The organism is Deinococcus apachensis DSM 19763 (assembly GCF_000381345.1).
In the GTDB taxonomy this organism is placed as follows: domain Bacteria; phylum Deinococcota; class Deinococci; order Deinococcales; family Deinococcaceae; genus Deinococcus; species Deinococcus apachensis.
In genome coordinates, this window is sequence record NZ_KB906408.1 from 112,726 (window position 1) to 125,000 (window position 12,275).

General features: G+C 68.9%; 10 protein-coding genes, 1 tRNA gene and 1 pseudogene. 6 read left to right on the top strand and 6 right to left on the bottom strand.

Features of this window, described 5'->3' with window-relative positions:
* Nucleotides 1–317: 317 nt before the first annotated feature.
* A pseudogene (locus F784_RS26295) lies at nt 318–473 on the bottom strand (IS4 family transposase); the annotation flags it as partial.
* Nucleotides 474–1,223: 750 nt separating this feature from the next.
* Entirely contained in the window at nt 1,224–1,874 is a 651-nt protein-coding gene (locus F784_RS0115240) for a TetR/AcrR family transcriptional regulator (protein ID WP_019587588.1), read from the bottom strand.
* 149 nt (nt 1,875–2,023) lie between these two features.
* On the opposite strand from F784_RS0115240, the gene F784_RS0115245 reads away from it, so the two are divergent.
* Entirely contained in the window at nt 2,024–5,227 is a 3,204-nt protein-coding gene (locus F784_RS0115245; RefSeq protein ID WP_019587589.1) for a bifunctional cytochrome P450/NADPH--P450 reductase, read from the top strand.
* 187 nt (nt 5,228–5,414) lie between these two features.
* On the opposite strand, the gene F784_RS23325 is transcribed toward F784_RS0115245, so the two are convergent.
* From F784_RS23325 to F784_RS0115260, 3 genes are all read right to left on the bottom strand, one after another.
* The gene (locus tag F784_RS23325; RefSeq protein ID WP_019587590.1) at nt 5,415–6,830 is read right to left on the bottom strand and encodes a diguanylate cyclase domain-containing protein; all 1,416 of its coding nucleotides are present in this window, start codon (nt 6,828–6,830) and stop codon (nt 5,415–5,417) included.
* 145 nt (nt 6,831–6,975) lie between these two features.
* Nucleotides 6,976–7,296 (bottom strand): divalent-cation tolerance protein CutA, encoded by a 321-nt coding sequence (cutA, locus tag F784_RS0115255; RefSeq protein ID WP_019587591.1) that lies wholly within the window; start codon nt 7,294–7,296, stop codon nt 6,976–6,978.
* A gap of 577 nt (nt 7,297–7,873) precedes the next feature.
* On the bottom strand, nt 7,874–8,254 hold the full coding sequence (locus F784_RS0115260) for a cell division protein FtsB (RefSeq protein WP_245557890.1): 381 nt from the start codon (nt 8,252–8,254) through the stop codon (nt 7,874–7,876).
* Between the two features lie 65 nt (nt 8,255–8,319).
* On the opposite strand from F784_RS0115260, the gene F784_RS0115265 reads away from it, so the two are divergent.
* The 4 genes from F784_RS0115265 (at nt 8,320) to mgsA (ending at nt 10,576) form a co-directional block, all read left to right on the top strand.
* Nucleotides 8,320–8,790, top strand: coding sequence for an acyl-CoA thioesterase (locus tag F784_RS0115265; RefSeq protein ID WP_019587593.1), 471 nt, complete (start codon nt 8,320–8,322; stop codon nt 8,788–8,790).
* Nucleotides 8,787–9,071 (top strand): hypothetical protein, encoded by a 285-nt coding sequence (locus tag F784_RS0115270; RefSeq protein ID WP_019587594.1) that lies wholly within the window; start codon nt 8,787–8,789, stop codon nt 9,069–9,071. The genes F784_RS0115265 and F784_RS0115270 overlap by 4 nt, the downstream gene beginning before the upstream one ends.
* Before the next feature lie 85 nt (nt 9,072–9,156).
* Nucleotides 9,157–10,080, top strand: coding sequence for an ROK family protein (locus tag F784_RS0115275; RefSeq protein WP_019587595.1), 924 nt, complete (start codon nt 9,157–9,159; stop codon nt 10,078–10,080).
* 100 nt (nt 10,081–10,180) lie between these two features.
* Nucleotides 10,181–10,576, top strand: a complete 396-nt coding sequence (gene mgsA / locus F784_RS0115280; RefSeq protein ID WP_019587596.1) for a methylglyoxal synthase — start codon at nt 10,181–10,183, stop codon at nt 10,574–10,576.
* Nucleotides 10,577–10,630: 54 nt separating this feature from the next.
* On the opposite strand, the gene F784_RS0115285 is transcribed toward mgsA, so the two are convergent.
* A complete protein-coding gene (locus F784_RS0115285) occupies nt 10,631–11,881 on the bottom strand; it encodes an aminopeptidase (protein WP_019587597.1) in 1,251 nt (416 codons plus the stop codon).
* Nucleotides 11,882–11,943: 62 nt separating this feature from the next.
* On the opposite strand from F784_RS0115285, the gene F784_RS0115290 reads away from it, so the two are divergent.
* Nucleotides 11,944–12,020: transfer RNA gene (locus tag F784_RS0115290), tRNA-Pro, on the top strand.
* Nucleotides 12,021–12,275 lie beyond the last annotated feature (255 nt).

Below are 12,275 nucleotides of genomic sequence, written 5' to 3' on the forward strand. Positions count from 1 at the left end.
TAGGGGTCAAAAGGAGCGAGGAAGAGGGGAAACGCCCGCCCAGCACCGCGTTAGCGCCCACGCCACCTTGCCGTCTTCCGCGTCCACCCCGAGACGCCCGAGGGAGCCGTAGCTCTCGCTGCCCTGGGCTTCACCCCGCCCCTTCAGCACCTCCCCACCCTCAACTGACCCTCAACGCGCCCTGCCCCTGCCCGGGGTGGGGCGTCCCCCTGCTCACCCCCGGCACCCCCGACCTTTGCCCCGTACCCCCCTGTTCCTATATCCAGATGGGGCATCTCCTTTCACCGCCTAACTTCTCCCCCATACGGCTGCCCTCTCTAGAGGTCGAAAGTGACGAGGAGAACGGGAAACGCCTGCTGAGCGCCACGCTGGGGCTTGCTGAGCAGGACACGCAGGGCGTCGTGGCCACGCCTGAAGAGGCTTTTGGGAGGGTAGCCGTGCTTGAGGCAGCGTGACGGTTCACGCTGCTGCTCCTTCAGCTCGTCAAGTGACTGTGCGCCAGCAGCCGCGTCGTGTATATCAGTGGCCTCTTGAGAAGACAAGGCGGAGAAGACGGGCCATGCCTCAAGGAGTCGGTGGGACAGCGAGGGATTGAGGGTAAGCATGGTTTCCATGAGCCGTAGGCGCAGCACCACCTCATCAATCAGCGGCGCTATCCTTGCTAGCGAAAAACCTTGACCGGCCAAGTCTGCACAATTCACTCCCGAGAGTAGATTAGAGAGGCCAGACCGCCAAGCTTGGCCCGCTCCCACCCGGTGGCTTTCTATTCTACCTGTTTTTGCCCGTGCCAGCGCGGCTTTCTGGGCGCAGGTTCCGGTGTAGTAGCAGTGTAGTAGGAGCAAAAACCGGGGTAGGAACGGGCAGAAGTACACGGAAGCGTGAAGGGATAATTTCCCCGCCCAGCCGAGAGAAATGGGGAATGCTCAGGACTGCTTAAAAGCGGCCAGAAGTGCCGCCACGCCCTCCAAAACCGTAGGTCGTGGGTTCAAGTCCTACAGGGCCCGCCAGGAAAAACCCCCGCCAGAAGCGGGGGGTTTGCTTTTGGGATACGGCCGCGCCTCCCGCAATTCCGGCTTTTTGGCAGAGAAACCATAGGGTTTATGGCCGGAAGAGTGACATGGGCGGTTCCTCGTCAGGGAGGTCGACCGCCAATGCCCGACGTGTGGCAGCCTTCATCTCCCAACACGAGCTGGTCACGCCTCCTCTCCCCCGGCGTGAGGCGATCACCCTCTCCCTGAGTCAGCGGCCCCCACTTCCAGGCCAGCGATGATGAGGTTCAGGGCGAGGTCGAAGTCCTCGTCGCTGCAGGTGTCGGGCACGGGCAGGTGCGGGATGCTGCGGTAGCGCGTGGGGTGGCGTTCGGCGACGGTGCGCTGCCTTTGCAGGGCCTCGCGGCTGAAGGTTCCGTCCAGTTCCGCGCGCAGGTAGCCGATCAGGAACGTGATCAGGATGCGGCCCGTCTGCAAGACGACCCTTTCGGGCAGCCCCGCATGACGCAGCAGGGTGTAGAGCGTGTCGGTGACGTCCAGCTCGCGGGCGGCGGGCTCGTGGGGGCGCAGGAAGTCAGTGATGAAGCTGGGGTGACGCCAGGCCAGCCGCCGGAAGCTATGCGCGAGGCGGCGGAGGCCACCCTGCCAGGCTCCGCCTGTTTCGGCGGGAAGCTCCAGTTCGTCGAGAATAGAGAGGTAGACGGCGTGCAGCAGGTCGTCCTTGGTCGCGTAGTAGTGGTAGACCGCCTTGGAACTCACGCCCAGGGCGGCGGCGAGCTTGCGGGTGCTCAGGGCGTCCACCCCGTCCTGGTCGATCATCCGCAGCGCGGCGGTCGTAATGCGTTCGGGGGTCAGCAGGGGCTGGTCGGCAGGAGGTCTGGGCATGGCGGCCTCTTGATTTTACTACGCGGTGAGGAGTAAAGTTTGTCTGCTACGCGGTGAGTAGTAAGACCTTGAGCGCGTGGCGTTTTTCGTCCCCATAACTACTCACTGCGTAAATACCTCGACTCCACCTCCGACCCAGAGGAACTTCCATGACGCGAATCCTGGCTCCCATCCCCAGCCCCCCCAAGCATCCCCAGTACGGTCACCTGCACTACCTCGCGGGCGACGCCCCGGTCCTGAACTTCTTCCAGCTCGCCCGGCAGATCCCCGAGGGCCTCTTTCAACTCGACATCCAGGGCCGCACCCTGATCCAGGCGTACGACCCGAACCTGGTCGCGGAACTCACCGACGAGCGCCGGTTCCAGAAGCGCGTCCACCCCGCCTACACGAACATACGCAACCTGGGGGGCGACGGCCTCTTTACCTCGGACAGCTTCGAGCCCAACTGGGGCAAGGCGCACCGCATCCTGCTGCCCGCCTTCTCGCAGCGGGCGATGAAGGGCTACTTCGGGCAGATGCTGGAGGTCGCTCAGGCGCTCGTGGGCAAGTGGGAGCGCACCCAGGGGCAGGATGTGCGCGTCGCGGACGACATGACCCGGCTGACCCTGGACACCATCTCGCTGTCGGGCTTCGACTACCGCTTCCGGTCCTTCGATAAGGACGAGCTGCACCCCTTCCTGCAAGCCCTGGCGCGGGCCATGCACCACACCATGACCATGAACAGCCGCCCGCCCGTCCTCACCCCCGAGATGGAGGAGGCCGACCGGGCGTACTGGGCGGACATCGCCTCCATGAACGAACTCGTGGACGAGGTGATCCGCGAGCGGCGGGGGCATGGTGGGGGCGGGGGCGACCTCCTCGGCCTGATGCTGAACGCCACCGACCCGGAGACCGGCGAGCGGCTCAGCGACGAGAACATCCGTTACCAGGTGATGACCTTCCTGATCGCCGGGCACGAGACGACGAGCGGCCTGCTCGCCTTCACCCTGTACCTGCTGCTGCGCCACCCGCACGTGCTCGCGCAGGCGTACGCGGAGGTGGACCGGCTGCTGCCCGGCGACGCGGTTCCGACGTACGACACGGTGATGCGGCTCGACGTCATTCCGCGTATCCTCGACGAGGCGCTGCGCTTCTGGAGCACGATCCCCAACTACGCGGTCACCGCCCTCCAGGACGAGGTGATCGGGGGCAAGTACGAGATCAGGAAGGGTCAGCAGGTCGCCCTCCTGATTCCGGCCCTGCACCGTCACCCGGCGGCCTGGACGAATCCCGACGAGTTCGACATCGACCGCTGGACCTCCGAGAACCGCCGCACCCACCACCCCGCCGCCTACAAGCCCTTCGGCAACGGGATGCGCGCCTGCATCGGCCGCCAGTTCGCCCTGACGGAAGCCAAGCTCGCCCTGCTGCTGATCCTCCAGAAGTTCGCCCTGAGCGACCCGTACGACTACCACCTCAAGGTCAAGCAGAGCCTGACCATCAAGCCCGAGGACTTCGCACTCCGCGTCCGCGAGCGTCGGCCCCACGAGCGGTTCAGCGTGCCGGTGCCCGTGGTCGAGGAGCCGCAGCAGGACCTGAGCCGCGTGAGCGTCGCCGGAACGGGCGTCGCCCTCACCGTGGCCTACGGCTCGAACCTGGGCACGACCGAGGACCTCGCCAGCCGCGTCGCCGACTACGCCACCCGCTCGGGCTTCCAGACTCGCCTCACCCCGCTGGACGATCTGGTGAACAACGTACCGAGCGAGGGCCTGCTGTTCGTCACCACGGCCACCTACAACGGGGCCGCGCCGGACAACGCCGGGCGCTTCGACGCCTGGACGCAGGAGGGGGGCCTGGCCGAGGGGAGCCTGGACAACCTTCGCTTCGCCCTGCTGGGCACCGGCAACACCCAGTGGGCGACCTATCAGGCCTTCCCCAAGCGGGTGGAGGCGGCGCTCCTGAAGGCGGGCGCCCAGCCCTTCGTCCCGCGCGGAGAGGCGGACGCGAACGGCGACTTCGACGGCATGGTGAGCGCCTGGTTCCAGACCCTGCTGCAAAAAGTCTCCGAGGAGTTCGGCACCGCGGCCCAGGAATCCACTGGCCCCCGCTACGAACTCGACCTGCTGACTGAGGCAGACGTACGCCCCGCCGTCATCTCGGAAAAGGCCTACGGTCTCAAGGTCGTCTCCAGCGAGGAACTCGTCGGCGACGCGGCCGGGCTGTGGGACTTCGGCAAAGAGCCGCCGCGCCCCTCGACCAAGGCGATCACCTTCGAGCTGCCGGAGGGTGTCACCTACGACACGGGCGACCACATCGCCGTCTTCGCCAAGAACGAGCCGCGGCTGGTCGAGTGGGCCGCGCACAAGCTCCGCCTCAAGCCCGGCCAGGTCGTGCGCCTGCGCCAGGGCGGCAACCGCAAGTCGCACCTGCCGCTGAACACCCCCGTCACGGTGGAGGTGCTGCTGTCCGAGTTCGTGGAACTTCAGGACGTGGCGACCCGCTCGAATATCGAGACGATGCTCGCGCACACCCCGTGCCCCTGGACGACCCGGCAGCTGGGAGCCTACCTGGAAGACGACGCGAAGTACGAGGCGGAGATTCGCAAGCCGGGCCTCTCCGTCCTGGGCCTGCTCGACCGCTTCCCCGCCGTGGAGCTGCCCCTCGCGGTCTTCCTGGAGCTGTGCCCGCCGATCCGTCCGCGCTACTACTCCATCTCGTCGTCGCCGCTTGTCGCGCCGCGCACGCCCAGCCTCACGGTCGGCCTGTTGGAAGCGCCCTCATGGGCGGGTGCTGGGCAGTTCCGCGGGCTCGCCAGCGCGTACCTTAACCGGGTGCGGCCGGGCGACACGGTCTTCGGGTACGTCCGCAAGCCCAATCCGCCCTTCCGTCCCCCGGTGGACCCGCGGACACCCATGATCCTCGTCGGACCCGGCACCGGCATCGCTCCTCTCCGCGGCTTCGTGGAGGAACGGGCGGCGCAGCGGGCGGCGGGGCAGACGGTCGGCCTCTCCAAGGTGTTCTACGGCTGCCGCCACCCCGAGCACGACTTCTTCTACCGGGAAGATTTCGGGGCGTGGCAGCGGGAGGGCGTCGCCGAGCTTCACACGGCCTACTCCGCCGTGGCCGGGCACCCGTACCGCTACGTGCAGGACGCCATCCTGGGAGATCAGGAGGGAGTCTGGGCGCTGATCGAGTCGGGCGCGAGCATCTACGTGTGCGGGGACGGGGTGCGGATGGCCCCCGCCGTGCGGCAGACGATCAGGGACCTCTACCGCGAGAAGACGGGCGCCTCTGCTGGGGAAGCCGACGCCTGGCTGGCCGGGCTGATGCAGGAGGGCCGCTACCAGCAGGACGTGTTCGGCGCGAGCAAGTAACGAATCGGCAGAACTCCTCCAGACGCCCCTGTCACAGCTATCGGGCCGGACAGTCACTCAAACTGTCCGGCCCGAACGGACTTGAAAAGCGGCGAAGCGGAGCGGGCAGGACAGGAACAGGGGCCTTTCGTCCGGGCAAGTCCCTCTGCGGCTCACCCGAACTCACTGGTGTGGACGCCGCGCTTCCTCAGGAGGGTCCGCGCTTGGCCGTGTACATGGCCGCGTCGGCGTGCCTGAGCAGACCGTCGGGGGTGTCGTCGTCGTGGGGGGCCAGAGCCCAACCCAGGCTGCCCCCGACCTGCAACGAGGCCCCCCCCAGGGGAACGGGAACTTCGAGGGCAGTGCGAACGGCGTGCGCCGCCGCCTGCACCCGCTCCCCAGTCGCGTTCGGCACCAGCAGGGCGAACTCGTCACCGCCCATGCGGGCCGCGAGCGCCCGGGGCGGCAGGGTACGCGCGATCCGCCCGGCCAGCGTGACGAGCAGGTGGTCCCCGGCGAGGTGCCCGTGGGCGTCGTTGACCCGCTTGAAATCGTCGAGGTCCAGCAGCCCGACGGCAAAGGAGGCGCCACCCGACGAGGCCAGGGCCAGGCAGGCCTCCTCCAGGGCGGCCATGAAGCGGGCGCGGTTTGCCAGGGTGGTCAGGGGGTCGCGGAAGGCGAGGTGTTCCAGCCGCCGCAGCCCCTGGTCGCGCGCCACCAACAGCGCCATGAGGTCGGCGAACTGCCCGAGCAGCTCCACCTCGGCGGGGTGCGGGGCGGCCGGGCGGCGGCCGTACAGGGTGAGGGCGGCCAGCGCGGGTCCCCCGGCCTCCCGCACCGGGACGCTGTAGGCGCGGGCATACCCCGCCCGGGCCAGCTCACCGCGCAGCGGGGCGGGAAACCCGGCGGGAAAGCGGGTCAGCACCGCCTGGCCCCGCCGCATGGCCCGGGCACAGGGGAAGGCCTGACCGGCGGTCAGGGGAACGCGCAGGTCGGTCGCCCCCGGCGCCAGGCGCGGCGAGCCCAGGAAGTGCAGGTGGTCACCGTCCAGCAGGCTCGCGCTCGCGGCACTGCCGGGCAGCCGCTCGTCCAGGGTGGCGATCAGGGCACGCAGGATGGCGGTTAAGGGCGCCCCCCGCACGGCCAGGTGCAGCGCGCGGGCCTGACCGGTGGCGAGAGCGAGGGCCTGCCGCTCGGCGGTCACGTCGCGCAGCACGACCCACCAGTTGGTGGGCTCCGCGCCCGGCCCCAGGTGCAGCGGCGTGGCCTGCACGTCCATCCAGCGTGCGCCACCCGCGCGCACCTGCAGGTCCACCCGGAAGCTCTCCTGGCGCTGCACGAACCGCGCCGCGTCCGCCCCCACCAGATTGCCCCGCACCCGGGCGATCAGCTCGTCGAAGGTGGCATGCAGGAGCGCGGCGGGGTCGCCGCCCACCAGCCGCGCGAAGGCCCGGTTCACAAACACCGCCCGCCAGGCTGGCCCGCCCTCGGCGGTCCCCGCCACCGGCGGCCCCCTTTCTAGCAGCAGCGCCGGGTCCGCCGCATGATCAAGGGCCGCGATGAGCGCCCCGCTCAGGCGGTCTGCGGGCGGCGGCAGGCCGGGGTCAGGCCCGGTCAGGGTCATGCCCCAGTGTAGCGGGACACCCCCTTCGGCGAACAGTCGAAAAGCGCTTCCCCGGGGTCCGGTGGCTTTCTGACTGGTTGGGTCAGGGGGGTCGGGGCGAACGTGTGGCTGCTGGGGCGGGCGGCACCAGCCTCCTTCCCGCTCGCTACTCCCCCCGCAGCGCCGTGGCCCCCAGCAGCCAGCTCTGGAACTCGGGCAGCGCCCGGTCGAAGGGCAGCGCGATGATCTCGGGCACCTCGTAGGGGTGCATGGCCCGGATGCGCGTCTCCAGCTCGGGGTAGCGTTCCCCGGTGGTCTTGATCAGCAACAACGTCTCGGGGTCCTCCGCGATGTCCCCCTCCCAGCGGTAGATGCTGTGGATGCCGCCGACGACATTCACGCATCCGGCCAGCCGCTCGGCAACCAGCGTCCGGGCAAGTTCGTGCGCGCGTTCGGGGGGAACCGTGACCAGAACGACGAGTGACATACGGGGGCAGCATACGCCCGGGCGGGGGACTTTGCCGTTCACCCCTTCCAAACACCCTGGGGGCGAAGGCGTTTTGAGGGTGGGGAAGCGGGATTGCGAGGGCAAATGGGCTTGCCACCCCGACAAATCCCTTGATGTGCATAACAGGACGGGAAAGTTGGGCAAGCTGGGGGCATGGCTCCTCTAGCACGAGGACGAGTTGCACTCTTCACCCCCACCCAGCCTCCCCGCAAGGGGGGAGGAGCAACAGCGCCAAAGCTTTTGCTTCTTATAAACCGTGTCCTGTGGACAGCCCATTCCCGCATGCGGCTCGCTCTCGCACCGCCTTCACCACGCCTTGTTCGCGCAGCGAGACGGTGGGCGAGCGATTGGGAATAGAGCAAGATCAAACCTTGCGCGTTGAGAAAAGCGGCCACGGGCGCGATAGGCGAGCCCTTTGCCTAGCGCAGCGGAAAGCTCCCCCCATCCCCATTGGGGGTAGGGGGGCTGGGGGCAAACCGAAGCAAGATGCCTGGCCCCTACTCCACACCCAAGACACCAGGAACGGCAAGCCCCATCCGACAGCGCAACCCTCCCCTCAGGGCAGCCGCTGCGTCACGCAAATTTCGCCCGGCGTCTCGGGAGCCCCCGGCGCGACCACAACTTCCTCGTTTTCCCCGACAAAGCCCTGACAGCGGGCCAGAACCTCCAGATAGGCGGGGTCCTGCGCCTCCCGCTCGGCATCACGCAACAGGCGCAAGTCACGCTCCAGGTCCCGGATGCGCGCCTGCGTCTGGTGGGTCTCGCGGGTCCAACTGGCCGTCCGGTAGCCCAGGTTCCCCAGTTGAAAGGTGAGCTGCACGATGCCCAGCCCCGCGAGCAGGCTGGTGAGGATCAGGGTGAGGGGGAGCCGCTGCACCTGCCGCCAGCGCGCTCCCAGGCCCCGGGGCGGCGAGGGCGGCGGGTCGGGGGGAGTCATGACCCAGAGCATAGCGCCGCCGCCCTGGGAAGCGCGTGTGAGGGCCGCCCCTCATAATGGGCCGCATGAGTGGCAACGACTCCGGCTCAGGGGGTGGGGCAACAGCCCTGGCCGACCTCGACTGGTCCCGCGCGCACCGGACCGCAATCCAGATGCGGTACGGCGACATCGACGCGATGGGGCACCTGAACAACGCCGTGTACGTGCAGTACCTCGAAACGTCGCGGGTGATCCTGATGCGCGACCTGGGCGTCCGTGAGCAGGACGACCATTCGGTCATCGCCCGGCTGGAACTCGACTACCGCCGCGAGGTGCGCTGGGGCCAGGCCGTGGAGGTCGAGTCCCTGGTCGAGCGGGTGGGCCGCACGAGTTGGACAGTGGTCTCACGCCTGCTGGCGAACGGGGAGCCGAGCGCCTACGCGCGCACCGTGCAGGTCCGGGTGGACACGGCACACCGCCCCGAGCCCCTGCCCGAGCGGGTGCGCTCGGCCTTCGCGCCGCTGCTCGTCACCCCCACCGAGAGCGTGCCCGGATGAGCCGCGCCGGGTACGAGGACCGCGTTCTGTACCAGGGCGACGTGTGGGTGCGGCTCGACACCCTGCCCCGGCTGCTGGCTGAGGGCTGGCGGCGCACCCTCTCGGCAGGCGGCGTGGTGAGCGTGGTCCGCACCCCCTTCCAGTGGGCGATGGGCAGCCCGGTCATCGAGATCGAGACCGGGGGCTATATGGGCGACGTGGGCCTGTACGTGCCGGAAGTCCAGCTCGCCGAGGCCCTCGCCCTGCTGGAGGGTGGGGAAGACAGGGAGGGGCCTGCCTGAGGAAGGGCTGGGCTACAGTGCGGGCCGGAAGGACCGGAGCCGACGCTCGGAAGCCCTTCCGGGCGGGGCCAATGTGAGGACCGACATGGAGGCAACCAGAGTGACGCAAGAGGCAGAACAGGTCAGCATCGGCGTGGACGTGGGCGGGACGAAGATCGCCACGGGGGTTCTGCGCGGCGGGGAACTGCACGACCGGCATGTCCAGCCCACACCCGAAACCGGCTGGGAGGCCGTCCTGGACGCCATCGCGGCGCAGGTGGCCGCCCTCCAGGCCACGCACCCCGATGTCACCCGGGTAGGCGTGGGCGTGCCCGGCCCCCTGAACACCGAGCGCACCCGGGTGAAGTTCGCGCCCAACATCTACGGCTTCACTGACGTGCCCATGGTGGACGGCCTGCGCGACCGCCTGGGACAGCGCGTGGTTCTGGAGAACGACGCGAAGGCTGCGGCCCTCGCTGAGGCCTACCTGGGCGCGGCGCGCGGCACCGAGAGCAGCGTGTACGTGACGGTCAGCACCGGCATCGGCTCGGGCATTGTGCTGAACGGACGCATCTGGCGCGGGCGGCACGGCATCGCGGGGGAACTGGGGCACGTGACCGTCATGCCGGGCGGCCCGGTGAGCGGCGCGGGCCTGGACGGGGCGCTGGAAGCCCTTGCCAGCGGCACCGCCATCGCCCGGGACGCGAGCTACGCCCTGAACCGGGAGGTGAGCACCGCCGAGGCCTTTGCACTCGCCGCGCAGGGCCACCCGGTCGCCGGGCGGGTCGTCGGGCAGGCGCTGCGGCACATCGGTGTGGCGCTCGCCGACATCCAGAAGTTCCTCGACCCCGAGGTGTTCGTGATCGGCGGCGGCGTCGCCAGCGTGGGTGACCTGTTCTTCCAGGGCGTGCAGGCGGCGGCCGACGAGTACGCCGGTTCCTTCGCCCCCGTCACCATCCGCCGCGCTCAGCTCGGGACGGAGGCGGGGGTCATCGGCGCGGCACTCGCGGCCCAGCAGGAAGGCGCGTGAGAGGGGTTCCGGGAAGTCCGCGGCGGAGTGGGCGCCGTCCTGTCTCCTCCCCCCAGTCCGGAAAGCTCCGGGAACGGCCCCGAAACGTCCCGGAGGTGGGATGAGCAGTCCCGCCACGGACCGGCGGCAGGTCGCCCTGATCGCCCACGACCGCAAGAAGCTGGAACTCGCCCTCTTCGCCTTGAGCCACAAGGATGTGCTGAGCCGCTTTCACCTCGTCGCCACCGGCACGACGGGCGGCATCCTGGTGCAGAAGACGGGCCTTCAGGTCGAGCGGGTCCTCTCCGGCCCGATGGGCGGCGACCAGCAGATCGGCGCCCGCATCGCCCAGGAGAACGTGCTCGCCATCTTCTTCTTCCGCGACCCCCTCACCGCCCAGCCCCACGAGCCCGACGTCTCCGCCCTGGTCCGGCTCTGCGATGTTCACGACATCCCCCTCGCCACCAACCCGGCGAGCGCGGAGGCACTGGTGCTGTGGCTGGCCCAGCAGGAATAAGGGCAGAAGGAGGGGGCCTGCGGCGTCCATCGCAGGCTCCCTCCCCTTTTCGCCTCAGATCACGAACTCGCCCCCCCGCATCACGGGTTCCCGCGCATCCTCCTTCGTAATCCCGTCCACGTCCATCTCGCCCGAGCCGATCATCCAGTCCACGTGGGTGAGAGAATCGTTGCCGCCCTTCGCGGCGAATTCCTCGGTTGTCATCTCCACCCCGCCGCGCACGTTGAAGCGGTACGCACTGCCGATGGCGATGTGCGAGGCCGCGTTCTCGTCGTACAGGGTGTTGAAGAAGAACAGCCCCGAGCGGCTGATCGGGCTGGAGTGCGGCACCAGCGCGACCTCGCCCAGGCGGTGGCTGCCCTCGTCGGTGTCGATCATCTGCGCCAGCGTCTCCTGGCCCTGCCGCGCCGTCGCCTCGACCACGCGCCCGCCCTCGAAGCGGATGCGAATGCCCTCGATCAGCACGCCGTTGTACGAGAGCGGCTTGGTGCTGACGACCACGCCGTCCACCCGCTCGCGGTGCGGGGCGGTCCAGACCTCCTCGGTGGGGATGTTCGCCGTGAAGGTGATGCCGGAGGGGGTGTCCGCCGCGCCGCCGCCCCAGATGTGGTCTTCGGCCAAGCCCACGGTGAGGTCGGTCTCGCCCCCCTTGAAGTGCAGCGCCGCGTACTGCTTTTCCGTGAGGAGGTCCCGGCGGCGCTTCAGATCGGCGAGGTGCTGGGTCCAGGCCGCGACCGGATCGGCTTGGTCGGCGCGGGTGGCGGCGAAGATCGCGTCCCACTGCTTCTGGACGGCCTCCTCGCGGGGCACGCCGGGGAACATCAGCTCGGCCCACTCGGGCACGGGGGCGGAGATCAGGTTCCAGTTCAGGCGGTTGGTCATCACCTGCTGCGTATAGGGCTTGCGGTAGGCGGCGAGGGCACGCTGGTGGGTCGTCACGCGAGCCGGGTCCACCCCCGCGTACAGGTTGGGATTCGTCGCCCGAATGGCGATCACGGCGCCGCCCGCCTCCGCCGTCTCTATTTCCGCGTCCACCCGCCAGCGGCTGATCTCGCCAAAAGACCCCTCGGGGGCCAGGCTGAAGCGGGCGAGCTGCACGTTGTCGTCGTCCCAACGCACGTCCACGAAGCTCGCGCCCGCCGCATAGGCCTCGCGCACGATCAGTCGGACCAGCGGGGCCGTCTCGACTGGCGCCTGCACCAGCACGCGCTGGCCCTCCCGCACACCCAGACCGACGCGCACCGCCAGGCGCGCGTACTGGCGCAGCCTCTCCTCGAAACTCAGATTGGTCACGGGGCGCAGCATACGCCCTGACGCCCACCCTTGACGAAGTCGGGGACGCCGTCTATAGTTCTGTGGCTGGCCGTCGAGGCGTAGCGCAGCCTGGTAGCGCACTACCTTGGGGTGGTAGGGGTCGTGAGTTCAAATCTCGCCGCCTCGACCAGCAAAAAAGTCCCTCCCAGAGGGACTTTTTCTTTTTTACCCCGATCCGTCTACGGGTAGTGCCGATCCCCGTGTGCAATGCGTGAGCAGCAGGGAGCTTCAGGTCTGGGCGTGTGGAAGCTCCAGACTTTTCGAACGTTCCTTACAACCGGCGATCTCGTATGGGCCTCGCGCCATCACCCTGCCGCCCACTGCCTCATCCGGCCCGGTCACGCGGGAGGGGGGATAGCGTGCCCCTCCAGTCACGCGGCGGCCA